We start from the raw sequence: 24,805 nt of genomic DNA, 5'->3' as shown, positions 1-24,805 counted from the left end.
ACCAGAACAGGCCATCAGCGACGTAGCGCCGACGGCGCCGGGTTGGAATCGTTGGAGTATGACGACCGAGCTGGACACGCCGTACGAGAAGCTGCCCCCGACCGCCACCGCCGACTTCACCCGCGACGGGTTCATGCACCTGTCCGGGGTACTGAGCCCCGAGACCATCGCCGAGTACGAGCCGACCATCACCGGCGAGGTGATCCGGCTGAACACCCAGCACCTGCCCCTGGCCGAACGCGACACCTACGGCAAGGCCTTCCTCCAGGTCACGAATCTCTGGCAGCAGAACGAGAAGGTCAAGGAACTGGTCTTCTCCCGCCGCCTCGCCGGCATCGCCGCACAACTCCTCGGCGTCCACGCCGTACGCCTCTACCACGACCAAGCGCTCTACAAGGAGCCCAGCGGCGGCATCACCCCCTGGCACGCCGACCAGTACTACTGGCCGCTGTCCAGCGACCGCTGCGTGACGATCTGGCTGCCACTGCAGGAGACCCCGCTCGAGATGGGACCGCTCGCCTTCGCCCGCGGCAGCCACAACTTCGCCGTCGGCCGCGACCTCCCGATCTCCGACGAATCCGAGGAACGGCTCAAGCAGGCCGTGGCCGAGCAGGAGTTCGAAGACGTCGTCGAACCGTTCGCTCTCGGCGACGCCAGCTTCCACCGCGGCTGGACCTTCCACCACGCCGGCCCCAACCGCGGCACCGTCCCACGCCGGGTGATGACCGTCATCTACCTGGACGCTGACATTCGCATCGCCGAACCCACCAACCAGTACCAGGCCAACGACCTCGCCAACTGGATGCCCGACGCACAGGCGGGCCAGCTCCCCCAGTCTGCCCTGAACCCCGTCCTGTACGCCGGGCCCGCGTGAGGGTCAGCCGCGCCCGAGGAAGATCGGGTTGGTGAGCGCGGCCATCGGACCGAAGGTCAGGCCCGGGTCCATCGAGGTGTGACCCGGCGTACCGTCGGCGAGCGGGTGCCGGACCTCGGCGCGGACGAACGCGGCGCTGAGCGGCGTGGTCAGCCACGTGACCGTACCGGCGCCCGTGCCGTCGAGGCTGCTCTGCAGCATCTGCCCCTCGTCGGTGAGGATCCGCACGGTGCCGTTCGGTACGCCGCTGACCTTGGTCGTCACGGTGATCTGCTCGGTCGGCTGCGCCGCCAGCCGCTCACCGATCCCGGCCTTCCGTCCGTACGCCGAGGTCGCGGTGAACTCGAGCGAGACCTTCGAGGACTCCGCGATCCACGACCGCCCGGCCTTCAGACCGGCGAGGACCGCGTCCTTCGACAGGTCGTCGGCGAGGACGACGTTGTGCGGCAGGCCGATGACGTTGCCCGGGTTGTGGGCGTCGCTGTTGCCCATCGCGGGCAGCCAGGGCTTCTTCTCCCGGACCGCCGCGGCGAGCAGGTTCGCCCAGGTCGACACCGCGGCGTCGTCGTCCCAGCCCCACGGGCCGGTCCACACCTCGGTGGCGTCGAGCCCTTCGAACCCGAACTTCCACTCGCTCGCGATCCACGGGCAGTACAGGTGTGCCGACACGCACAGGCCGCCGGCCTTGTGGACCTGGTGCTGGATCTTGTCGAACACGCCGTCGCGCGACCGGAACCGCCAGTCGATCCACTGCCCCGGCTTCGTGCCGAGGGCCAGCCAGTGACCGTTGCGCGTGGTCACCTCTTCGCCGGTGACGATCAGCAGGTCGTCACCGGCGAGCGGACCCCACGAGCCGTGCGAGGCGCTGGTGTTGTGGTCGGTCGACACCATGAAGTCCAGGCCGGCTGCGCGCGCACCAGCGGCCACGTCCGCGGGCTGGTTGCGTCCGTCGGAGTACACCGTGTGCAGGTGGCAGTCGCCGCGGTACCAGTCGCGGCCGCGGCCCTTCGCCCGGTTCGGCGGGTACGCCGGGACGTACGCCGCACCGGGGTCGCCGTACGTCAGCGTGACCTCGACGTGGTAGTCCAGGCCCTGCGGCGCGACCTGGTACGGACCGAGCACGATGTGCCAGGTCCCCGGCATCACGTCGCCGGGCAGGTACCCCGGGGTGGCCTCGGTCCGGCTGATGCTGAACGCGGTCCGGAAGCCGCCGGACCAGCCGCGGAACCCGGACCCGTCGAAGTCGAAGCCCCGCGCGTCGAAGATCCCGATGTCGCACGAGTTCCCCGGCGTACCGGACGGCACTGCCGGCTTGGAGTAGCTGTAGCTCACCGAGATCTGCTGGACCCCTCGCGGGACGTTGACCGGCAGGTACACGAAGTCCGTCGGCCCTGGTGCGATGTGTCCCTCCACCACCTGGGTGTTCGACGTGCCGGTCGCCGCAGCCGCGAAGCTGATCGGCGCCAAGGCGACGATCGTCCCCGCACCGGCTGCGGTCAACAGACCTCTCCTGGTGATGGCGGTAATTGCGGCGTCAGTCATGCCGGAAACCAAACACCCCACGGCGTCTTCCAGGCAACGGCAACATGACCGCCGCCCGAACGGGCTCTCAGCCCATCCGGACGCCGAGGTCCTCGAGAGCTGCGGTGTAGCGGTCGATGTTGCGGAGCTTGACCGACTCGTAGCCGCGGATCAGGTCCGGCAGCTCGGCCAGCTGGACGGAACGGTCGTACGACTCCGGGTCGAGGGTGGCGGCGAGGTCGACGACCAGGCCGCGGTAGTGATCCCGGAGGGCGCGTTCGAGTTTCCGGACGTGGGCGTAGCCGAAGAGGTCGGCGCGGGTGCCGCGGAGCGGTTTCAGGTGGGCGAGGATCCGGAGCGCGCCGTGGGTGCGCGGGCCGAAGGAGATCTTCTTCGTCCGGCCGAGGGCGCGGAGGATCGGCGGGTGCAGCTTGAACGAGACCGGGCCGTCCGTCGTCGCCAGGAACTCCGGGTCGGTGAGGAGCCGGGCGACCTCGTACTCGTCCTTGTACGCCATCAGTTTGAACAGGTTCCGCGCGACGGCCTCGCTGAACCGGGTCTCCGCGGTCACGGCCTGCTCGGCGGCGGCGACCCGCGCGACGACGTCGACGTACGCGTCGGCCAGCTTGACGTTCTGGTACGCGACGAGGTCGGTGGCGCGCTGGGTGACGAGCCGCAGTACTTCGCCTTCGAGACCGGAGGTTGCGACCGAGGCGGGAACCTCGCGGACCGCGACGGGGGTCTCCGGTGCACGGAAGGCGGCCGGGTTCGTGACGGCCATCCGGCCCCAGCGGAACGCGGCGATGTTGGCCGCGACCGCGGTGCCGTTGATCTCGATGGCCTCCTCGATCGCGGCGGCCGGCAGTCTCAGGGCGCCGGTCTGGTACGCCGCGCCGACGAGCAGGAAGTTCGCCGCGAGCGTGTTGCCGAACAGCCGCTCGGCGGCCTCGAGCGCATCGAACTCGAACAGCTCCGCGGTGGCGGTGCGGACCCGCTCCAGCAGGGCGGCCTCCTCGGGATGCCGGACGGCCGGGTCGTACACCATCGCACCGGTCGCCGTCCGGCTGGTCGAGACCACCGTCCGGGTCAGCGCACCGTTGCCGTAGGCAAGGTTCCGGTCCTCGGCGAGCGTGAGCAGGTCGAAGCCGAGGAAGCAGTCCGCGGATCCGGGCGTCAGCCGGTTCGCGGGTTCCAGCTCGCCCTCGGCGAACCGCAGGTGGCCGGTGACCGGTCCCGCCTTCTGGCTCAGGCCTGTCTGGTCGAGGGATTCCACGGAGTACCCGGCCCGCAGCGCGGCGGTCGCCAGAACCTGGTTGACCGTGACGATGCCGGTGCCGCCGATGCCGGCCATGAACACGTTCTGGGTGCCGGTCACCCGCTCCTCGGCGCTGCTCGGGACGACCGGCGGCGGCTCGGGGTACGACGTACGCTTGCGGCTCGACGCCGTCTCCACGGTGACGAAGGACGGGCAGTCGCCGTCGAGGCAGCTGTAGTCGGTGTTGCAGGAGGTCTGGTCGATCCGGGTCTTCCGCCCGTACTCGGTCTCGACCGGCTGCACCGACAGGCAGTTGCTCTTCACACCGCAGTCGCCGCAGCCCTCGCAGACCGCCTCGTTGATGACGACGCGCTGGGTGCGCGCGGGCAGGTTGCCGCGCTTGCGCTGCCGGCGCGCGTCCGCGGCGCAGTGCTGGTCGTAGATCAGCACGGTGACGCCGGGCGTCTCACGGAGCATGCGCTGCGCCTCGTCGAGCCGGTCGCGGTCCCACAGCAGCGTGCCGGGCGCGAGGTCGCGGCGGCGGTGCCGGCTCGGGTCCTCGGCGCAGACGACGATCTTCTCCACGCCCTCGGTGCGCAACTTGTGCGTCAACTGCGGCACGGTCAGCGCGCCCTCGGCGTCCTGCGCGCCGGTCATCGCGACGACCTCGTTGTAGAGCAGCTTGTACGTGATGTTCACCCCGGCGGCGATACAGGCCTGGACGGCGAGCTGCCCGGAGTGGAAGAACGTCCCGTCGCCGACGTTCTGGAAGATGTGTCCGGCGTCGGTGAACCACGCCTGCCCGATCCACTGCGCACCTTCGCCGCCCATCTGGGTGACGCCGGTGACCGCACTGTCCTCCCGATCGGAGATCGTCACCATCGCGTGGCAGCCGATCCCGCCGCCGCCCATCGAGCCTTCCGGCAGCGCGGTCGACCGATTGTGCGGGCAACCGCTGCAGAAGTACGCCGACCGGCTGGTCGACAGCAGCGGGAGCTGCGTGCGCCGCGGGGTGGGCGGGGTGATCGCGACCAGGTCCTGCAGCAGCTGCCGGAGCGGGCCGAGCAGGCGGCCCGAGGTGAGCTCGCCGTCGGCCGGGATCAGCATCCGGCCGGCCGCGTCCCGCTTGCCGACGATCTGCGGCGCGTTCGGCGTACCGTAGAGGATCTCGCGGATCTGCGTCTCCACGAACGCGGTCTTGTCCTCGACCACCACGATCCGGTCCAGGCCCTCGGCGAACGCGCGAACGGTGCTGGCGGCAACGGGGCTCATCAGGCCGAGGCGGAGGACCCGGATGCCTGCCTGGGCGAGCTCCTCGCCGGTGACGCCGAGGTCAGTCATTGCCTGTCGCATCGAGTCGTAACAGCTGCCCGAGGCAACGAATCCGACCCGCGCGTTCTCAGGGTCGACATCGAGCACGTCCAGCCCGTTCGCGACGGCGTACGCACGGACGAGCTCGGTCCGCGGGCCGACCAGGTCGGCCTCGGCGCGCACGATCGCGTCCGGGCGGATGATCATCGGGCGCTGCTGGTAGCTGTACGGCGTGCCGTCCCACTCGATCGCGGGCGCGACCGGGCGTACGTCGGCCGCGGCGGCGTCCACCACCCAGGCGCCGTCGGCGACGTCCGCGACGATCTTCAGCGCGACGACACAGCCGGTCGTCCGGGACAGCTCGATCGCGTGCAGGCCGAGCGTCACGATCTCGGCGGCGTTCCGCGGGAACAGCACCGGGATGCCGAGCGCGGCCAGGGACCGCTCGCTGACCGCCGGTACGGTCGACGACTTCGACGCCGGGTCGTCGCCGACCAGGAGTACGGCGCCGCCGCGGGGGTTCACGCCGTACATGTTGGCGTGCCGCAGCGCGTCGGTGGCGCGGTCGACGCCGGGGCCCTTGCCGTACCAGAAACCGGTGACGCCGTCGTGGGTGGCGGTGCCGAGCGGCAGCTCGATCTGGCTCCCCCACACCGAGGTGGCGGCGAGTTCCTCGTTCAGGCCGGGCACGAACCGGATGTCGTTCGCGTCCAGGACGTCCGGCATCCCGCCGAGCAGCTTGTCGAGACCGCCGAGCGGGCTGCCCTGGTAGCCGGAGACGAACGACGCGGTCCGCAGCCCGCGGCGCCGGTCCAGCGCGCGGTGCTCGACGAGCAGCCGGGCGATCGCCTGGACACCGGTCAGCAGCGTCGGCGGGCCCGCCGTCCGGAACCGGTCGCCGAGGTCGTACGGCGCCGGCGTGCTGTCCGGCGCGGCGACCGGGCGATCGAGCAACTCGGTCATCGGTACTCCCAGAATCGGCGACGGTTGCCCCGAGCGTGAGGCTTGGTGGGCCGGGTCACAACACCGGTCCTCCAGTTTGGCGACAATTCGCAACCGGCACGCCGATTCGTCCTGAGCGGGCGCAACATACCCGCCGTCCGGCGTACATTTTGTTGCGTGACCGACCAGGCGACTCTCGACCGTACCGACCGCGTGATCCTCGACCTGCTGCTGGAGAACGCCCGCCGGCCGCTACGCGAGATCGCCGCCGCGGTCGGGCTCACGGTGGCGCCGGTGCAGCGCCGGATCGCGCGGCTGGAGAAGCTCGGCGTGATCGAGCGGTACACGGTGAAGATCAACCACGGCCGGATCGCCACCGGGATCGAGGCGATGACCGAACTGCACTTCGCCGACGACCTGGACCTCGCGCAGATCATGGAGTTCGTCGCGCAGATCCCCGAGGTCGAGGAGGTGCTGACGCTGGCCGGCGACCCGGACGCGCTGGTACGAATCCGGGTCGAGGGCGTCGACGACCTGCGCCGGGTCGTCAGCAAGCTCCGCTCCGGCGAGGCGATCTCGGGGACGAAGACGCTGGTCGTCCTCGAACAGTGGACCAGGCTCGGCTGACGGCGTGCCGCCCGCCGAGCCTCGCGTCCTACGGGTTGTTCGCGACGCCCAGGTCCACCTCTTCCTCCACGCGGGCGCCGGTGATCGCGGCGTAGCTCACGCCCGCGATCGCGGCCCCGACGATCGGCGCGACGATGAACAACCAGACCTGCCCGAGCGCCGAGCCGCCCGCGAACCAGGCCACGCCGAGCGACCGGGCCGGGTTGACCGACGTGTTCGTGACCGGGATGCCGACCAGGTGGATCAGCGTGAGGCTCAGCCCGATCGCGATCGGTGCGAACCCCTTGGGCGCGCGGTCGTCCGTCGCGCCGAGGATGACGTACAGGAAGAAGGCCGTCAGCACGATCTCCACCACCGCACAGGCCAGCAGCGAGTACCCGCCGGGCGACCGGTCGCCGTACCCGTTGCTGGCGAAGCCGCTGTCGACCGCGCTGAACCCTTGCTTGCCGTTGGCAATGACCAGCAGGATCGCGCCGGCCACGGTCCCGGCGACGACCTGGGTGACGATGTACGTCGGCACCCACTTCCACTCGATCCGTTTGGCCACGGCCAGGCCGATCGTGACCGCCGGGTTGAAGTGCCCGCCGGAGACGTGACCGACGGCGAACGCCATCGTCAGCACCGTCAGACCGAACGCGAGCGCGACCCCGAGGTACCCGATGCCGACCGGCACCTTGTCCGGGGTGAGGACCACGCCGGCGAGCACCGCCGCGCCGCAGCCGGCGAACACCAGCCAGAACGTTCCGAGAAACTCCGCACCTATCCGAGCAGCAGGACTGGGTGATTCCACGACTGCCTCCTTGTAGTGAACGTACTATTACAGTACGACACCAAACCGTGACAGTGTGTGTATTTCAGCTCGGGTGATACGCACAGAGTTGCGCGAGGCTCTCGGCCGGAGTCGCCGTGGAGGCGTGTCGCGTAGCGGCCGGGTGATGCGCGGGGTGTAGCGCTTGTTGCACCAGTTCGCGGATGGCCGGGTAGTTCGGGTCGCGGCCGGTCGGGAAGTTCTTGGCGCCGTCGAGGTCGACGTTCGTGATGGCGGCGTGCTTCATCTTCACGGCCAGCCGGACCAGCGCGGGCAGTAGCTCCTGCGGGATGTCGGTGCGCAGCAGTTGCTTGCCGGCGGCAGCGATCTGCTGGTACCTCGATACCACAGTTGCCGGGTTCGCGCTGTGCACCAGCGCCTGGATCGTGCACCGCTGCCGCGCCTGCCGGGACGGGTCGTCGAGTCCGTAACGGCCGCGGGCGAACCACATCGCGTGATATCCGTCGAGCTTCTGGTTCGGCCCGGGCTCGAGATACCCGGTCGGCTTGCGCGGACCGCGAGTACCGGGACCGATGCCGTAGTCGCCGCCGATCGGCACCGGGTAGTTGATGTTCACGGTCACGCCGCCGAGCGCGTCGATCATCTTCTCGAAGCCCTGGACGCTGAGCTGGACGTAGTAGTCGATCGGCAGCCCGACCGCCGCACCGACGGACTCCTTCAGCACGTCGGCACCCTCGTTGTCGGTCGGCCCGAGGATCCCGGGATGCGCCTTCGGTACGTTGTCGTACATCGCGTCCAGGTAGTACTCCGGCTGCTCGACGTCGCCGAGCGCCGGGTCCCAGAACCCGTCCGGATACGCCTTGTGCAGCGGGGAGTTCGCCGGGAACGGCATCCGCATCCAGTTCCGGCTGAGCGAGATCAGATGGGTCGCGCCGGTGCGGGTGTCGATGCTCGCGACCATCACGCTGTCGGTGCGGATGCCGGTCCGGTTCGCGCCGCCGTCGCCGCCGAGCAGCAGGACGTTCAGCTCCGGCCGGTTCGCCCACGGGTCGCGGACGTTCACGTCCGGCCGGGTCGCACTCCGGGAGTCCAAGCCAGGCAGGAAGACGCTGCCGATCAGGTCCCGCTGCGACAGTACGGCGGTCACCGCCGCGGTCGTCGGGAGCGCGATCGCGAAACTCAGTACGCCGACCAGCAACGCCCCGGCCAGCCGCGGCACCCACTTCATCGTCAACGGCCGAACCAGCTCGTGCGACGCGACCACCACCCACACCCAGGCGAGCCCCACCACCACCAGCGCGGCCGCGACGATCAGCAGCTTGTGCGGCGACACCACGAGCGCGAGGACCGCGGGCGGCCGGGCGACCGCGACGTACGCCGCGGCCCCGGCCAGCGCCAGGGTCACCGTCAGCACGAACGCGCCCAGCTTGCGCCGTCCCCCGACGATCAGCCCGACGCCCGGCAGGATCGCCCCGATCACCGTCAGTGCGAGCACGACCGCGGTGGAACGGGTACGACGCCGGTCAGCGAAGTCCCTCACACCTGAAGGACTCCGCTGCCGTCACGCCGGTTGTCACTGCTCGGGTGTCAGCGCCTTCACCATCCGGTTACGTGCCGCGTAGTAGTGGAGCGGATCCAGAACGGGGCGGTCGAAGCGGAGTGTGTGGTCGGGGTCGACGATCTCGGTGGCGGCTGCGTTGCCCTTGGCGGCGCGGATGGCCTGGAGGGCGCGGTGGTCCCACATGGCCTGCGCGAAGACGCGGTGCCGGAGCGACGGCCACGGCGTACCGTCCGGGCCGGGGTAGACCGTGAACGGATCGCCGGACGGGAAGGCGCCGCCGGCGGACGTGTCGGCGAACGGGTCGATGCGGCGGATCGAGTGCTGCGTGTACCAGAAGTTGAAACCCCAGTGCAGGAAGCCGTCCACGCCGGAGGCGAACAGCTGGTGGCCGATCGCCCGGTTGCGGGCCGACGGCATGCCGATGAAGCGGTTCGCGACGTCGCGGTCCTGGCTGACGCAGTAGTAGACCCACAGCTTCTCGGGGCGCTCGGCGAGGAACGGCTCGACGTGGTTCGTTGCGACGACAGGCAGCGCGACCGCGCCGGAGGTGTAGAACGAGTGCTCGCTGAGCGCGTCGACGACGGTCCAGCCCTTCAGCAGGTCGGCGACGACCGCCTTCGCGTCGAGGTAGCTCGCCAGCCCGTCCTCCCCCGACGGCTCGTCGGAGATGTGGAACACGACGTACTCCCGGTCCCACTCCTCGTCGAGCACCGCCTGCAGTGCGGGCAGCAGGGCTTGCATCAGCTCGCGGTACGCCGGGTCCGTCGCCGGGACGTCCCAGCCGAAGGCGCGTTCGCCGTTCACCACGATGCCGGGCGTGGATTTCGCGCCCCACTGGGTGAACAGGTGCGCGACCTCGACGCCGGTGATCCCGGTACGCCGGCACAGCTCGAGCCAGCGCCGCAGCCGGTCGAAGCCGAACGCGTACCCGTCGGCCGTCGCGGTGATGTCGATCAGCTGTACGACGGTCCGGTACGTGCCGACCGCGGTGTCGAGCGGCGGCGTCCAGACCGGGGCGAGCAGGGACGTCGCGCCCATCTCCACCGCGGACGCCATGAAGCGCTCGACGATCGCCCAGTGTTCCTCGCCGAACACCTCGACGCCGTAGTGGTCCGCCAGCGCGTCGAGGTGCATCCAGTGGCTCGACACGATGTCCAGCGGCGGCAGCTCGATCCCGGTGATCTCGACGCTGACCGGCACGCGATGCAGCTCGGACCCGTCAGGTGCGTTCAGCACGACCGTGAGCTCGTGGACGCCGGCCCGCGCCGGGTCGCTCGTCGTCACGTCGAACCACAGCGCGCTCCAACTTCCGAACCGCACCCGTGCCTCGCCGTCCGCGACCGGCCGCAGCACGTCGGGATAGAGCCCTGGCTCATCGAACTCGTACCCGTCGTCATGCCCCGGCAGCGCCACGAACGTGCACGGCACGAGATCCACGGCCGACACCGCCACCAGATCCGCCGCCGCACCCTCGACCCGCACACTCAGCGGCGAAGGATCCCGGAACCCCGGATCGAGCGGTGGCCGATACGCCAGCTGGAACGACGCGGGCTCCCCCAGAAAAGCCTGGAACTTCGCCTCCCCGGCCGGCCGCGGCTCCCGCACCGGATGAACCTTCACGAGCGCGTCGCAGAGCACGAACTCCCATGTCGCGGTCACAGCCGACCACTCCCTCCTGCGTGATTGTGGCATCAATCCTGTCCGTTCACGCAGTAATGCACAACACCTGCAGCTCAGTGGTACGCCGCGACTCCGAGGAGATTGTCCGCTGTGGTGAAGGTGTAGCCCTTCGCACGGAGGGCTTCGACGACGAGTTTGACCGACTCGACGGTCGCCGCGCGCGGGCCGCCTTTGCCGTCGCGGCCGTCGTGGAAGATGAGCATGGAGCCGGGGCGGGTGACGCGGACAGCGAGGCGGGCGATGCGTTCGGGGCTCGGCTGGGCGACCTCGAGCGGGTGGCAGAACTCGCCGGACACCAGTTGCAGGCCGTGCTTGCGGGCCAGGCCGTGCAGTGCGGGAATGCGCAGCAGCCACGGCGGGCGGTACAGGGCCGGGCGGATCCCCACCTCGGCGAACGCGTCGAGGCCACGCTCCAACTCGTCGGCGAGCGTCTCGCGCCGGAGGTACTGCGTGAAGTCGTGCGTGTACCCGTGCAACCCGATCACGTGCCCCGCGTCCGCCAGCCGCGTGGTCACCTCCGGGTACCGCTGTACGGCGCGGCCGACCTGGAAGAACGTCGCCGTGATGCCTTCGCCGTCGAGGTAGTCCGCGAGCTGCGACGTGTACGGCTCGTTCGGCCCGTCGTCGAACGTCAGCGCGACCGTCCGCGCGCCGTCCCGCCCGCGGTACGGGAACGGCCCGAACAGCTGCGAGTACGGCGACATCATCAGCCAGTACGCCGTACCGACGCCGGCCGCCACACCTGCCAGGGTTTTCGTTGCCCGACGCATCAGCCGTCCATCAGCCGGTCCGTGAGTACGGTCGCCGCCGCGGCCGCGAGCAGCCAGCCGATCGCGAGCAGCCGGGTCCGGTACCGCCGCGTCGCCGGCCACTTCTTGTCGGTCCGGAAGCACGGAGCGGTGCCGATGACGGTGCGCCCGGCCAGCCGGTTCAGCGTGACGGCGAGAGCGTAGTAGTACAGGAACGACACGACCACGTTGTACGTCAGGCCCTGCGCGAGCCGGCGCGCGGACGTCAGCGTCGGGTTGCCGCGGTCGAACGCGACCTTGCCGCGGGACCGCAGTTGCCGCAGCAGTCCGAGCTCGTCGGCGCCCTGCGTGCCGGTCAGGTCGTACCCGGACCAGGCGTCCTTGCGGAACGCGATGTTCGTCGCGGTGACGTACCCGACCCGCCCGGTCACCCGGTACGTCAGGTACACCGACTCGAACAGGATCCGCGCGTACAGCTTTCCCCACCAGGGTCCTTCGGGGTACCGGCACGGACCGGCGACCGCGACCCGCCCGGGACCCTGCCGGAACGTCCGGTCGATCCCGGCGAGCCATCCGGTCCCGAACACGGTGTCCGCGTCCGTCGACACCACGATCTCGCCGCTCGCCGACAACGTCCCCCGATGCCGCGCCGCGCACACCCCGGGCGTCTCCTCGCGGACGACGGTCGCGCCGCAGCTCCGGGCGATCTCCGCGGTCCGGTCGGTGCAGTTGTTGTCGACGACAATCACTTCGTACTCACCGGCGAACTCCTGCCGGGCAAGTGATCGCAGGCACTCCGCGATGAAGTGCTCTTCGTTGAACGCAGGGATCACCACAGTGAATCTGGGCCCACCCATGCAATCTGCCTCTCCCGGTGCGGTCGCTGAGCAGGACGACTGTCATCCTGTCGAGCAACCGCTGAGAGAACGCTGAGAGTCGTCAGTACGTCGTGTAGTAGATGAGTTCGCCCGACTCCCCCGGCGCCGCGCCCTCGCTCGGGACGAACAGCGTGACCACGATCGCGGGCCTTCCGTCCGGTGCTTTCAGGTTGGTGATCGTGGGATTCGCGAACGCCGTACTGCCGCCGTCGGTGGTGATCGCGGTGCGGTCGGCGTTGCCGGTCTGGTAGTCGTACACGAACGTCCGCCAGGACCCGAAGTCGCCCTTCGTGTACTGCCCCTCGATCAGCCCGAACTTGTAGCCGCCGTACGTCGTGTTGTCGCGGTCGCCGATGTTGCCGCCGACACCCCAGTACAGCAGCGCGTTGTCGAAGTTCGGCTGGGCGCTCGTGGACCAGGAGCCGAAGTTGGTCAGCGTGCCGCGCTGCTGGCGGTCGCGGTCGCAGTTCCACCAGTAGTGGCCGCCGATGTCGATCGTCGAGTGGTCGATGTCGGGCGAGAGCGTGACGCTGTAGATGTTCGGTGTACCTTCGGCGCACGAGGAGAGGCTGCGTGCGGCGTCGTACGAACGGCTGACCTTGCCGGCGAGCAGGTCCGCGCGATTGGCGAAGTACCGGAACGCGAGGTGGTTGTTGCCGCCGCCGGGTTGCTCCTGCTCCCAGGCGAGCACGAACCCGCCGTTGGACGCCTGGATGATGGTCGGCTGCGAGGCGGGGCCGGTGTTGCTGCCCGCCAACTCCCGCACCCAGTGCCAGTTGAGCAGGTCGGTGGAGGTCGCCAGGTTGACCCGGAAGTGCCCGTCGGCGGCGAGATGGTGCGAGACCGCGAGGTATCCACCGGTCGTGTCCTGGATGATCTTCACCGTGTCCATCACATGACCGGCGTCGTCCTTCACGGCGTACCGCTTCCCGGTCGCGCCGGCGACGTTCTCCACGATCCCGCGCAACGCGGCCCGCGCCGGATCCGACGCAGCACTCGTCGACGCCACCGCCGGCCCGGTCACCCCGGCCAGCAGCACACCCGACACCACAACAACACGAAGAACTTTCAGCATGGGCGGCTTCCTCCGTGATGGACTTGTCAATCCACGACGTTACGGCAGATCCGCCCGCCGCAACGTCTCAGGCGGCGTGGTCCAGCTCGAGCTCGAGCTCCACGATCCAGTGCTCCTGGTCGCCGTCAGCTTCCAGAAACACCTGCCGCCAGCACGCCCGGTCGCCTGCACCGGCCCAGTCGCGCAGGACGTCGTACGGCGGGCGATGGGGGCGGTGCGGTCGGCGTCGGCCATGCGTTCGATTACCTGGTCGAACAGGGTCTCCAGGTTCACGTGGGCGCGCGGAGCGGTTGTTGTGAGGGCGGCGACTGTCACCGCGTCGAGGTGCTTGAGTTGTACGTTCATCCGGTTCTCCTCGTCGATCAGCCGGAGCCTCGCCGTCACCCGGTCCAGTGCGTGCCGGTCGTGCCGTACCCGGCGCTCCAACTCGGCCTCCCGGAGCCGCAGCATCCCGCGCAGCTCCTCCGCACCGATCCCCTCGGCCAGCAGCACCCCGACCTCGTCCAGCCCGAACCCGAGCCCCTTGAGCGCCACCAAGCGGTGCAGCCTCGCGAGCTGGTCGGCGCCGTACCAGCGCCGACCGTTCGGCTCGGTGCGGGCCGGGGTGAGCAGACCGATCCGGTCGTAGTGCCGGAGCATCCGGGCGGACACGCCGCCGAGGCGGGCGAACTCTCCGATCTCCATCGTCACGACGTGGACACTGCCACCTGACACCGTGTCAACTGCAAGCCACGCCTAGGAGACGTCGGGTCGGGTCATCAGCGGCGATCGCACATGCAGCTCGAGGCTCGGGCCGGTCAGCGGCAAGGTACTCCAGGTCGCCGTCGCCGTTCCCGCTTCTGCGTCGACGGCCAGCCGAACGCGGTGCGGCGTCGTGATGACGTAGAGGTCGGCGACGTACGTGTTGCCCTGCCACGCACCGGTCGCGACGATCGGCCGGCCGAGCGGGGCGGTCTCCCGCCAGTCACCGTGACCGACCCCGACCTCGAACAGCGACTCGAATCGCACGAGCCACCCGCCCTCGGTGGGCTCGACGACGACAGTTGTTCCGTCGGGCAGAGCAGACCCCTCAGCGGACCCGTCGATCCTCGCGCTCACAGCACGCTCCGGCGCGGCCGAACCCGGCACCGGTTGCAGCGACAACCGCTCCAGCCGAGAGGCGAGGAACGCGTCCTCCTCCACGCTTCCGGTATGCCCCACACCCGGCAGCAGGCAGTCCCAGATCGCGTCGAAGACGTCCTGGGAATCCCCTTGAGCCGTCACAGCGACCACGAGGTCGTGGGACGGAACCACCACACACTGCTGCGCGTACGAGCCGTGGCCGTGGTACCCGTTCCGCGACCTCCAGAACTGGTACCCGTAGCCGTACGAGAAGTCCGTCTGCTCCGTTCCGTCCAAGATCCACTCGCTGTCGATCTGCCGACTGGTCGCCAGCTCCACCCACCCGCGCGGGACGAGCTGCTGGTCGCCCCAGCTGCCTCCGCGCCGCAGCAGTTCGCCGAAAGCGGCGACGGCCTCGGTCGTCAGGTGCAGTCCGTGGAACCCGAAGGCGGCGCCACTGGCCACGCGGTCCCACTCGGCGTGGTCGATGCCCATCGGCACGAACAGGCGCGCGTCGAGGAACTCCGGAAGACCACGGCCGGTGACCCGCTCCACCATCCGGGCCAGGATGTAGGTGGTGGAGTTGTCGTAGACGTGCCGGGTTCCCTCGGCCGCGGCGAACGGCAGGGACAGGAAGCCCTTCACCAGATCGCCGGGTTCCCGCTCCCACGCCTCGGCGAGGCTGTCCGTGGCGTGGCCGGCCGTCATCGACAACAGATGGCGGACAGTAATGCGGCGGCCCTGCTCCGAGACGCCGGCCGGGACGCGGTCGGGCAGCACGTCCACCACGCGATCGTCCAGCGAGAGCAGCCCGTCGCCGATCGCGAGCCCGACGGCGATCGACGTGAACGACTTGGTCAGCGAGTACAGAAGGTGCGGGCGATCGGCCGAGTACGGCGCCCACCAGCCTTCGGCCACGACCTGGCCGCGGTGCACGACCATGATCGAGTGGCTCTCACCCGATCGCGCTTCGAGCCTGTCGAGCATCGCGGAGATCGCCCGGGACGAGATCCCCGACGCGGCCGGCGCCGAACGGGGAAGCAGGATGCGCTGGGACGGCATTCCGGCTTTCTAGCACATCCACCCGAGCGCGGGGCCACCACGGTTCGGTTGCTACCGGCAACCTCACGGGTCCGGACGCGCTCGTCCCCTGCGTCCGGCGATCCACCACACGGCGCCCAGCCCGATCCCCACGGTCCCACCGAGCGCGATCGCCCCCTGCGCGAACCCCGGTATCCCCGAGCGCGCCGCGAACTCCTCAGCGTCCACCGCCGCGATCACCTGCGTCGGGTCGTCGGCCTTGTAGAGCACCGGCAGCGGAGCGGCGTACCGCGTTCCGGCGTTCGGTGGATGATCGCCGACGCCGTTCCCCTCCGGGTCGCCCTGGCTCTCCGACAGCATCGCCCGATGGCTCCCGAACACGACGTCCACCGAGTCGATGTACTCGTCGCCCCGGCTCGTACGTACCTGGAGTACGACGTCGGTGGCCACCGTACGGGTGCCGGTGGCAAGGAACTCCCGGCCGACCGAACGCTGGTGCCGGTCGTCGACGATCGCGACGACGCCGAACACCACGGCGAGCACCGCGAAGACACCGAGCCCCGACACCAACCGCGCGACAGCGTCCACCGGCGCATCCTCTCTCCCCGTGCACACCATCGGCACGGAGCCGGTCGGCGTTACGGACAACGGATTGTCGGTCGGGGCGGGTAGGGTCCTGGGCGTGGATGCTGGGGAGCGGATTCAGGAGCTGGCGGCGCGGATCGTCGAGTGGCGGGACGCGTACTATCGCGGCGCGCCCGTGGTGGCCGACGCCGAGTACGACGCGGTCGAGGACGAGCTGCGCGGGCTGATCGAGGCTCGTCCGGAGCTGGCGCCGGATCCCAACCCGCTGGACCAGGTGGGGGCGCCGACCGTGCTGCACGCGCCCGTGCGGCACTCGCGGCCGATGTTGTCGCTGGAGAAGGCGACGAAGCCGGAGCAGGTGGAGGCGTTCTTCGCGCGGTTCCCGGGGCAGGCGGTGGTGGTGATGCCGAAGCTGGACGGGCTGTCGCTCGCGCTCGTGTACGAGAACGGGCAGCTCGCCCGCGCGGTCACCCGCGGCGACGGGACCACCGGCGACGACGTCACGCCGCTGGTGCGTGCGCTCGCGGACGGTGTTCCGGACCGGCTCGACGTACCGGACCGGATCGAGGTGCGTGGCGAGGCGGTGATGCTGCGCTCGACCTTCGCCGCGTACAACGCCGCCCACCCGGACAAGCCGTTGATCAACCCGCGGAACGCGGCCGCCGGCACGCTCCGGGCGAAGGACGCGGCCACGGTCGCCGAGCGGCGGCTGCAGTTCCTCGCGTTCGACCTGCTGACCGAGCGGGAGAGCACCGACGCCGACCTCGAGCGGGCCCTGCGGACGATGGGCTTCACGGTCGCCGACATGCGGCACTGTGCGGACGCGGCCGCGGCGCAGGACGCGATCACCGCGATCGAGCAGCAGCGCAACGAGCTGGACTACGACCTCGACGGCGCCGTCCTGCGGCTCGCCGACCGGGACGCGTACGCCGCCGCCGGCACCCGGTCCAGCTCGCCCCGCGGCGCGCTGGCGTACAAGTTCGCCGCCGAGGAGAAGACCACCCTGCTGCTCGACGTGGTCTGGGACGTCGGCAAGATCGGCAAGGTCGCGCCGGTCGCCTGGCTCGAGCCGGTCTTCGTCGGCGGTACGACGGTGACCCGCGCGACGCTCGCGAACCAGGAGGTGATCCGCGCCCGCGACATCAAGATCGGCGACACCGTCCTGGTCCGGCGCGCGGGTGACGTGATCCCGTTCGTGGCCGGCGTCCTCGACGCCTCGAAGCGCACCGGCGAGGAGCGCGACATCGAACCGCCGGCGAGCTGCCCGTCCTGCGAGCAGCCGCTGATCGAGCAGGGCAACAGCCGCGAGCTGTTCTGCACCAACGTGTCCTGCCCGGCCCAGACGGTCCGGCGGCTGATCCACTGGGCGTCCCGCGCGGCCGCCGACATCGACGCGATCGGCGGCGTCTGGATCGAGCGGCTGTCGGACGCCGGCATCCTCGAGCGCCCGTCGGACTTCTACCGGCTGACCGCCGAGCGGCTGCTCGAGTTCGACCGGATCGGCGAGGTGTCGGCGGCCCGGATGATCGAGTCGATCGACGGCAGCCGCCAGGTCGGCCTGCGCCGGGCACTGATCGGCCTGGCGATCCCGATGGCCTCGGAGGGTACGGCGGCCCGCCTGTGCCGGGCGGGGTTCGGCTCGCTGGAGGAGGTCGCGGACGCGGGCGTCGACGGGCTGGTCGCGGTCGAGGACATCGGCCCGAAGGTCGCGGCCTCGCTGATCGAGCACCTGACCCGGCTGCGCCCGGAGCTCGAACGGCTGCGCGCGGCCGGCGTCTCCCTCGACGTACGCGAGGAGGACCTGCCACCGGTGGTCGCGGCCGGTGCGCCGCTGGCCGGGAAGACCGTCGTCGTCACCGGCGCGATCAGCGACCCGCGCTCCGGCGAGAAGGTCGCCCGCCCCGCGTTCCAGCGCCTGTGCGAGAAGGCCGGTGCCACCATCGCCTCGTCGGTCTCGGCCAGCACCGACTTCCTGATCACCGGCGCCGACGTCGGCGCGTCCAAGCTCACCAAGGCGGAGAAACTCGGCGTCGCGGTCGTCGACCAGTCGGAAATCTGGCAACAACTCCAGGACGCCGACCTGCTCCCCCGCTGAGCGGCCTCCGCGGCACCACCGGTCACCAGCACCACGGCCCCACCCAACACGGCCACCGCGAGCCCCCGAAAGATCTTCGAACGCATGTCGGTCGCCGCTCATCTGTTTCTGCCCAATGCTGGACTTGTTCACCGTCCGGACAGGCTTGCTGACGGAGCGGATTCGAGCAGGGTCGAAGGGGCTTTCGGGGTCCGGCGGCGCGTACCCTCGGGGTGAGACGTGCCGTGTGCCCGAGGGGGGACCGAATCGTGAGCCAGTCCGCGACCCAGCCGGATGTTCCGGAGTATCCCGACAACATCGACGCGGCCGTCCTGAAGATCGCCGGCGTCGTGGTGCTCGGGGCGATCATGTCGATCCTCGACATCACGGTCGTCAACGTCGCGCTGCCGACGTTCCAGGACGAGTTCGGCACCCCGCAGAACCCGGTGGCGTACTCGACCGTCGCGTGGACGGTCACGGCGTACACGCTGGCGCTCGCGACCGTGATCCCGCTGACCGGCTGGGCGGCGGACCGGTTCGGGACGAAGCGGCTGTACATGACCGCGATCTTCCTGTTCACCGCCGGGTCCGCGCTGTGCGCGACCGCGTCCAGCATCGACATGCTGATCAGCTTCCGGGTCCTGCAGGGGCTCGGCGGCGGCATGCTGATGCCGCTCGGGATGACGATCATGACCCGCGCCGCCGGTCCGCACCGGATGGGCCGGCTGATGGCGATCCTCGGCGTACCGATGCTGCTCGGCCCGATCCTGGGCCCGATCCTCGGCGGCTGGCTGATCCAGGTGGCGAGCTGGCACTGGATCTTCCTGATCAACCTGCCGCTCGGCGTGATCGCGCTGATCTACGCCTGGCGCGCACTGGAACGCGACCACCCGCAGCGCGCCGAGTCGTTCGACTTCCTCGGTGTCGCGCTGATGTCGCCGGGTCTCGCGCTGTTCCTGTTCGGTGTCTCCTCGCTGCCGGCGAAGAACGGCGACTTCGGCGCACCGCGGGTCTGGGTGTCGATGCTGGCCGGCGTGATCCTGATGGTGGCGTTCGTCTTCCACTCGTTCCGGCCGGAGCATCCGCTGCTGGACCTGCGGCTGTTCCGGAACCGGAACCTCACGGTGTCGATCGTGACGATGTTCCTGTTCGGCGCCGCGTTCTTCGGCGGCCTGCTGCTGGTGCCGACGTACTACCAGCAGATCCGCGGCGAGTCGACGCTGCACGCCGGCCTGCTGGTCGCACCGCAGGGGCTCGGCGCGATGGTCACGATGCCGATCGCCGGCCGGCTGGTGGACAAGCTGCCGATCGGGCGGATCGTCCCGTTCGGGATCGCCGGGATCGTGGTCGGCATGTTCGGCCTCACCCAGATCACGTCGACGACGCCGTACGGCGTGATCATCGCGATGCTGTTCGTGATGGGGCTCGGGATGGGTGGCACGATGATGCCGCTGTTCACGTCGGCGCTCCGGACGCTCGCCGGGCCGCAGGTCGCCCGCGGGTCGACGTTGCTGAACATCACCCAGCAGATCGCGTCGTCGTGTGGTGTCGCGACCATGTCGGTGATCCTCACCAACCACCTGAACAACTCGCCGGTCATCCCCGGCACGCAGAACATCCCGGGTCTGAACGGCGGACTCCGCGAGACCCAGGCGGCGATCCTCTCCAACACGCGCCCGGAGAACGTCGCCCAGCTGCACCTCGATCCGGCCGCGGTCGGACGTGGGCTGGTCGACGCGGCGTCGTCGTTCGCGCACACCTACTGGGTGGCGTGGGCGCTGGTCCTGCTCACCTTGATCCCGGCCGTGATGCTCCCCCGCAAACGCGAACGCGAGAAACTGCCGGACGCGGCAGTCGTCGACCAGACGGAGTCCTAGACCGTCAACGTCACGACCCAGCGGTGCGGTGAGATCTGGCGGGTCCGGGTGAAGCCGGCGCGTTCGAAGGCGGGCATCGGTCCGGTGTGCAGGAACGAGCCGGACACCTTGCGGTCGTCGGTCTCCTCGGGATACCCCTCGACGACTCCGCCGCCGTTGCGCGCGATCTCCGCGAGCGCTCCGCCGAGCGCGGCATCGGCGACGCCGCGACCGCGCAGTCCCTTGCCGGTGAAGAAGCAGGTGATCCGCCAGTCGGGCAGCGCCACCAGTTCCTTGTCGTACAGTCGCCGGCTCTTGATCAGCGGCACCTCGTCCGGCGCACCGAACTGGCACCAGCCGAGACACCGGTCCCCGTCGAACACCAGCGCGTTGTGCGTCGTACCGGCACGGACCCGCTGCTCCTTGTCGGCGCGGTTCTGCGCGGCGGTCCGGTCCTTCCCGAGCTTGACGTGGAACCCCATGCACCAGCACCCGCCCCAGACCCCGTTGTTCGCCTCCACCAGCTCGGCGAAGGCGGGCCAGGTCTCCTCGCTCAGCATCCGCACCACATAGCCGTCGTCCATGAGTTGAACCGTAGCGGTCATGGCGGACAGTCCGACGCCCGTCACACGGTAGGAGACCGCCTTCGTCAACCGGCTCGCAGGCAGCTGAGCGCTTCGTCGACCGCGGCGAGATCCGCGGCGTTGCCGGCCAGGGCCAGGTGACGACGCGCGGCCGTCCACGACTCGCGGGCGGCCGCGGCGTCGCCGTCGCGGAGTTGTGCGTTGCCGAGGCGGTGCCAGATCCGGCCCTGCAGCAACGGGATCTGGATCTCGTCGGCGATCTGCCCCGCGGACTTCAGCAGCGTCGTCGCCCGGACCAGGTTCCCGCGCGCGGCCTCGGCGTCACCGAGGCCGCGCAGCGCCACCGCCTGCCCGTACGGCCAGCGGTCGAGCTGGGCGAACCGCAGACACCGGGCGAACACCTCGACGGCCTCGCCCAGCTCACCGCGGCGCAGCCGGATCTCGGCCAGTACGAGCTGCAGGAACGCCTCCTCCCCCGGTGAGCCGATGCCGCGGATCAGCCCGAGCGCCTCCTCGACCGCCGGCACCGCCTCGTCGTACCGGCCCTGTTCCATCCACAGGTAGCCGAGTTCGCCGATCAGGTGGATCTGCTGGCGCAACATGCCCAGCTCGCGGGCGATCGGCAGCGCCGCCTCCGCCCACCAGGCGGCCTCGTCCAGCCGGCCGGTACGGCGCAGCGTGACACCGATCTCGTTGCACGCGTTGACGACGCCCATCGGGTACTCGCCCGCGCACGCGAGCGACAGGCTCAGCGCCTGACTCGCCAGCGCGGCCGCCGGATCGTCGTGCACGCCGAGCAGCTCGCCGCGCAGGTGATGCGCGTCCGCGGCACCGGCCGCGTGCCCGATCTGCTCGAACAGTTCGGCGGCCGCGGCCGCGTGCCCGATCCCGTCGGCGGGCTCGAAGACGCTCCGCGAGCGAGCGCAGATCGCGAGGTTGCGGAGCATCACGGCCTCGCCGAGGCGGTTGCCGGCCCGGCGGCAGCGCTCCAGGCTGTACCGCGTGGTGCTCTCCAGCAGGTCGAGCGCGAACAGTTCGCCGTAGTCGACCATCGTGTCGGCGAGCTCCCACGCGGCCTCGTCGGCGCCGTGCTCGGCGGCTGTCCGGACCGCCGCGACCAGGCCGTCGCGTTCGGCCTCGAACCAGGCCAGCGGGTCCGCGACCAGCCGATCGACGGTTGCCTGCGGCAACTGACAGCGCTGGGCCCGGCCGCCGATCCGCGGCACCACCCGGATGTGCGTCCGGTGGTCGGCCGCGTCCGCGACGGTCAGCCAGGCGGCGAGGGCCCGGCGTACGGCGGCATCACGGTCGGCGGCGGTCTCCTCGGCGTACGCGCGTTCGCGGGCGTACAGGTGCAGCAGCTCGTGCAGACGGTGCCGCGGGCGGCCGTCGATGTCGCGGCCGACGACCGTCAGCAGCTGCGCGTCGACCAGCGTGCGGAGTGCGCGATCGGCCTCGGCCGCTGCGTTGCCGAGCAGCGGCGCGGTCAGCCAGCTCGGTACGTCGCCGCCGTCGAGCAGCCCGAGCAACCGGAAGAGCCGACGCGGTCCGGCCGGCAGGCGTGCGTACGACTGCGCGAAGACCGTCCGCACCGACGCGGCCGCGGAACCTTCGACCTCCAGGGCGTCGAGGCGATCGCCTTCGCGCAGCTGCAGCACCTGGTCCCGGATCGACAGGTACGGCTGGTCCGCGCAGTTGGCGCCCGCCAGCCGCAGGGCCAGCGGAAGGTACCCGCACGCCGCCGCCAGCTCGGCGGTCGCCTCGGGGTCCGCACGTTGCCCGCCGAGGATCGAGGCGAGCAGGCGGACCGCGTCGTCCGCGGGCAGCGGCTCGAGTTCGATCCGGCGGGCGCCGAGGTCGGACATCAGCCCCGTCAGCCGGTGCCGGCTGGTCACCGCGACGACGCAGTCCGGGGCGCCCGGGATCAGCGAGAGCACCTGGTCGGCCGACGACGCGTTGTCCAGGATGATCAGCATCCGCCGTCCGCTGACCATCGTGCGGAACAACGCGGACGCCTCGCTCTCGGTCGCGGGCACCCGGTCGGTCGCCACCCCGACGGAGCGCAGCAGCTGCTTGAGTGCGTCGTACGACGTGAGCGCGGGCGACGCGTCGTACCCGCAGAGGTTGAGGAAGAGCTGTCCGTCCGGGTACGCGTCGACCAGCGTGTGCGCCCAGTGCACGGCCAGCGCCGTCTTGCCGACACCGCCGATGCCGGACAGGACGACGACCCGGACCGTGCCGTCGTGGGTGAGCGCGGCCTCGGTGAGGCGGGCGAGCTCACGGTCGCGGCCGGCGAAGTGCGGGACGCTCGGCGGGAGCTGGCGCGGGACCGACGGCGGCGGGACGGCGATCCGTTCGCGCGTGCCGTCCAGGCCGGGCTCGCGGTTGAGGATCTGGCGGTGCAGGTCGGCCAGCATCGGCCCGGGTTCGACGCCGAGTTCGTCGAGCAGCGTCGTACGGATGTCCTGGTAGGCGTCGAGGGCGTCGCCGATCCGGCCGGCCCGGTACAGGACCTGCATGTACTGGCCGCGGAAGCGCTCGTTCAGCGGGTCCTCCGCGATCAGCGCGGCCAGCTCGGACGCGAGCCGGGCGTCGCGGCCGAGGCAGAGGTCCGCGTCGATGCACCGGTACTGCGTTTCCCGGCGGCGCTCGTCCAGCTTGGTCGCGGCGACCTGTACGGCGGCGCTCTCGACACCGCTCAACGCCGGTCCACGCCACAGCCCGAGGGCTTCCCGCAGTACGCCGGACACGGCCGCCGGCTCGTCGGTGGTCGCGACCTCGGACACCAGCTGGTCGAACCGCATCGCGTCGAGTTCCTCGGTGTCGGCGCGCAGCAGGTACCCGGCCGGCAGCCTACGGATCCGGTCCTCGTCCAGCAGTCCGCGCAGTCGCCAGACCGCAGTCTGGATCTGCTTCGCGGCCGTCGACGGCGGGGCCTCTCCCCAGGTCGCGTCGACCAGCTCGTCCGCGGACACCGGACGGTTCGGCTGACACAGCAGCCGCGCAAGGACTATCTGCTGGCGTCGCCCGTTGATCGCGACCTCACGGTCCTCCATCGCGATCTGCAGCTCCCCCAGGATCTTGAACCGCACCCCCGACCCCATAGGATCACGGTCGCATAACAGAGGGTCAGCACGAGAAAAGGCGCCGTCTCCGATCGAGACGGCGCCTTTGTGGGCAGAGCCCGGGTCAGCCCGCGACGAGCTTCACCGAGTTGATCGGCGTCAGGTCGTAGTCCGCGTAGGTGTACTGCGCGTTGTACCAGGTGCAGCCGGTGCCGTCGGCCCCCTTGCAGATCCAGGAACCCGCACCGCCGTACTGGTTGTTGAACACCCGGTGCTGGCCGTACTGGTTGTAGATCTTGTGCGGGCCGTAGCTGTAGAAGATGTACGACGGGTGGTTGTTGTTCCAGCTGGCGTTCGGGTACACGCAGACCGCGCCGTACGGGCAACCGGCGTACGCACCGGCCGCCTGGGCCGGCGCCGCGACGGTGGTGACCGCGGCGATCGTGCCGGCCGCCAGCGCGGTCGCCGCCAGCGGCTTGCTCAGCTTGCGCAGGTTGAAGCGCATTCGAAACTCCCCTCCTACGTCCCCGAGGACCATCCACGGGAGAAGACACCCACAGCCTCACCGCCCGCACTCTCCCCCCGCTCTCCCACCACTCTCCGCCCACTCTCACGCACCCTCAGCCAACCCTCAGCGGGCCGCGGGGACCGATCGCCCACTAGGGTCCTGGGGTGAGTCAGTTCTCGGGGATGGGTCAGGTGCCGGTACGGCGTTCGCCGTTGGTCGCGGTGGTGATCGTCGGCGCGGTGGTGATGGCGTTGCTGCTGGCGATCAGCGTGGTGAGCGTGGCCGGGTACTTCGGCATGCGGGCGAAGGCGAACTCCGAGCGGGAGCGCGCCGACGGGCTCGCACAGCGGACGACGGCGCCGGCCGCGGTCGACCCGGCGCCGGTACTCGCGGCGGGGCGGAAGGATGTGGAGGCGGCGTTCACGTACGACTGGGCGCACCTGGGGCAGTTCGTCGCGAACGTGCAGGAGGTGTCCACGCCCGCGTTCGTCGACAAGTTCACGCCGTCGGTGGCGGCGATCAAGCAGCAGCTCGGGCAGCGGCCGAGCGCCGGCGGGAAGGTCTCGGATCTCGCCGTACGGGAGCTGTCGGGCGACACGGCCGAGCTACTGGTGTTCGCGGACGTGACGACGAGGGCGGCCGCCCGGCCGGCGGCGGTGAACAAGATCCGGCTTCGGGTGGAACTCAAGCGGCAGGGCGATCGATGGTTGCTGAACGACCTGACCGCGGTCTGACGGCCGGGAGCTGAG

19 protein-coding genes are annotated in these 24,805 nt (G+C 70.4%); 5 read left to right on the top strand and 14 right to left on the bottom strand.

Translation table 11 applies throughout. From position 1 onward, the window contains the following. Positions 1–58 precede the first annotated feature (58 nt). Positions 59–874 carry a phytanoyl-CoA dioxygenase family protein gene (locus tag ACQHIV_RS07905; protein ID WP_427892813.1) on the top strand — a complete coding sequence of 272 codons (816 nt, stop codon included), beginning with the start codon at positions 59–61 and terminating at the stop codon, positions 872–874. A 3-nt stretch (positions 875–877) separates the two neighbouring features. Here ACQHIV_RS07905 and ACQHIV_RS07900 read toward each other — a convergent pair whose 3' ends face one another. Next, entirely contained in the window at positions 878–2,416 is a 1,539-nt protein-coding gene (locus ACQHIV_RS07900) for a CehA/McbA family metallohydrolase (protein ID WP_427892812.1), read from the bottom strand. A gap of 67 nt (positions 2,417–2,483) precedes the next feature. Continuing rightward, a complete protein-coding gene (locus tag ACQHIV_RS07895; RefSeq protein ID WP_427892811.1) occupies positions 2,484–5,924 on the bottom strand; it encodes an indolepyruvate ferredoxin oxidoreductase family protein in 3,441 nt (1,146 codons plus the stop codon). Between the two features lie 156 nt (positions 5,925–6,080). Here ACQHIV_RS07895 and ACQHIV_RS07890 point away from each other — a divergent pair, with 156 nt between their 5' ends. Beyond that, positions 6,081–6,530 carry an Lrp/AsnC family transcriptional regulator gene (locus ACQHIV_RS07890; protein ID WP_427892810.1) on the top strand — a complete coding sequence of 150 codons (450 nt, stop codon included), beginning with the start codon at positions 6,081–6,083 and terminating at the stop codon, positions 6,528–6,530. A gap of 28 nt (positions 6,531–6,558) precedes the next feature. Here ACQHIV_RS07890 and aqpZ read toward each other — a convergent pair whose 3' ends face one another. The 9 genes from aqpZ to ACQHIV_RS07845 all read right to left on the bottom strand — a co-directional run bounded on the left by aqpZ (position 6,559) and on the right by ACQHIV_RS07845 (position 15,972). Next, positions 6,559–7,320, bottom strand: coding sequence for an aquaporin Z (gene aqpZ / locus ACQHIV_RS07885; protein ID WP_427892809.1), 762 nt, complete (start codon positions 7,318–7,320; stop codon positions 6,559–6,561). A gap of 64 nt (positions 7,321–7,384) precedes the next feature. After that, entirely contained in the window at positions 7,385–8,839 is a 1,455-nt protein-coding gene (locus ACQHIV_RS07880) for an LCP family protein (RefSeq protein WP_427892808.1), read from the bottom strand. 33 nt (positions 8,840–8,872) lie between these two features. Further along, a complete protein-coding gene (locus ACQHIV_RS07875; RefSeq protein ID WP_427892807.1) occupies positions 8,873–10,519 on the bottom strand; it encodes a DUF4091 domain-containing protein in 1,647 nt (548 codons plus the stop codon). A 74-nt stretch (positions 10,520–10,593) separates the two neighbouring features. Next, a complete protein-coding gene (locus ACQHIV_RS07870) occupies positions 10,594–11,310 on the bottom strand; it encodes a polysaccharide deacetylase family protein (protein ID WP_427892806.1) in 717 nt (238 codons plus the stop codon). Continuing rightward, positions 11,310–12,146, bottom strand: coding sequence for a glycosyltransferase family 2 protein (locus ACQHIV_RS07865; protein WP_427892805.1), 837 nt, complete (start codon positions 12,144–12,146; stop codon positions 11,310–11,312). Before ACQHIV_RS07865 ends, ACQHIV_RS07870 begins: the two co-directional genes overlap by 1 nt. A gap of 82 nt (positions 12,147–12,228) precedes the next feature. Next, positions 12,229–13,242 (bottom strand): hypothetical protein, encoded by a 1,014-nt coding sequence (locus ACQHIV_RS07860; RefSeq protein ID WP_427892804.1) that lies wholly within the window; start codon positions 13,240–13,242, stop codon positions 12,229–12,231. 39 nt (positions 13,243–13,281) lie between these two features. Then, positions 13,282–13,926 carry a MerR family transcriptional regulator gene (locus ACQHIV_RS07855; RefSeq protein WP_427896425.1) on the bottom strand — a complete coding sequence of 215 codons (645 nt, stop codon included), beginning with the start codon at positions 13,924–13,926 and terminating at the stop codon, positions 13,282–13,284. Positions 13,927–13,977: 51 nt separating this feature from the next. Further along, a complete protein-coding gene (locus ACQHIV_RS07850) occupies positions 13,978–15,405 on the bottom strand; it encodes a serine hydrolase domain-containing protein (protein WP_427892803.1) in 1,428 nt (475 codons plus the stop codon). 63 nt (positions 15,406–15,468) lie between these two features. Continuing rightward, a complete protein-coding gene (locus ACQHIV_RS07845; RefSeq protein ID WP_427892802.1) occupies positions 15,469–15,972 on the bottom strand; it encodes a hypothetical protein in 504 nt (167 codons plus the stop codon). A gap of 94 nt (positions 15,973–16,066) precedes the next feature. Between ACQHIV_RS07845 and ligA the strand changes: the two genes are divergently transcribed. Continuing rightward, a complete protein-coding gene (gene ligA, locus ACQHIV_RS07840) occupies positions 16,067–18,064 on the top strand; it encodes an NAD-dependent DNA ligase LigA (protein WP_427892801.1) in 1,998 nt (665 codons plus the stop codon). A gap of 248 nt (positions 18,065–18,312) precedes the next feature. Next, positions 18,313–19,920 (top strand): DHA2 family efflux MFS transporter permease subunit, encoded by a 1,608-nt coding sequence (locus ACQHIV_RS07835; RefSeq protein WP_427892800.1) that lies wholly within the window; start codon positions 18,313–18,315, stop codon positions 19,918–19,920. Here ACQHIV_RS07835 and ACQHIV_RS07830 read toward each other — a convergent pair. The 3 genes from ACQHIV_RS07830 to ACQHIV_RS07820 form a co-directional block, all read right to left on the bottom strand. Further along, a complete protein-coding gene (locus ACQHIV_RS07830) occupies positions 19,917–20,483 on the bottom strand; it encodes a GNAT family N-acetyltransferase (protein WP_427892799.1) in 567 nt (188 codons plus the stop codon). The two genes, ACQHIV_RS07835 and ACQHIV_RS07830, sit on opposite strands and share 4 nt — an antisense overlap. A 65-nt stretch (positions 20,484–20,548) precedes the next feature. Next, positions 20,549–23,587 (bottom strand): BTAD domain-containing putative transcriptional regulator, encoded by a 3,039-nt coding sequence (locus tag ACQHIV_RS07825; RefSeq protein ID WP_427892798.1) that lies wholly within the window; start codon positions 23,585–23,587, stop codon positions 20,549–20,551. A gap of 85 nt (positions 23,588–23,672) precedes the next feature. After that, positions 23,673–24,053, bottom strand: coding sequence for a hypothetical protein (locus ACQHIV_RS07820; protein WP_427892797.1), 381 nt, complete (start codon positions 24,051–24,053; stop codon positions 23,673–23,675). 167 nt (positions 24,054–24,220) lie between these two features. Here ACQHIV_RS07820 and ACQHIV_RS07815 point away from each other — a divergent pair, with 167 nt between their 5' ends. After that, a complete protein-coding gene (locus ACQHIV_RS07815) occupies positions 24,221–24,790 on the top strand; it encodes a hypothetical protein (RefSeq protein WP_427892796.1) in 570 nt (189 codons plus the stop codon). The last annotated feature ends 15 nt before the right edge of the window (positions 24,791–24,805 follow it).

Source organism: Kribbella polygonati, from assembly GCF_050320105.1.
GTDB lineage: Bacteria > Actinomycetota > Actinomycetes > Propionibacteriales > Kribbellaceae > Kribbella.
The sequence above is the reverse complement of the archived record's forward strand: the minus strand, read 5'-3'. Positions and strand labels throughout refer to the sequence as shown.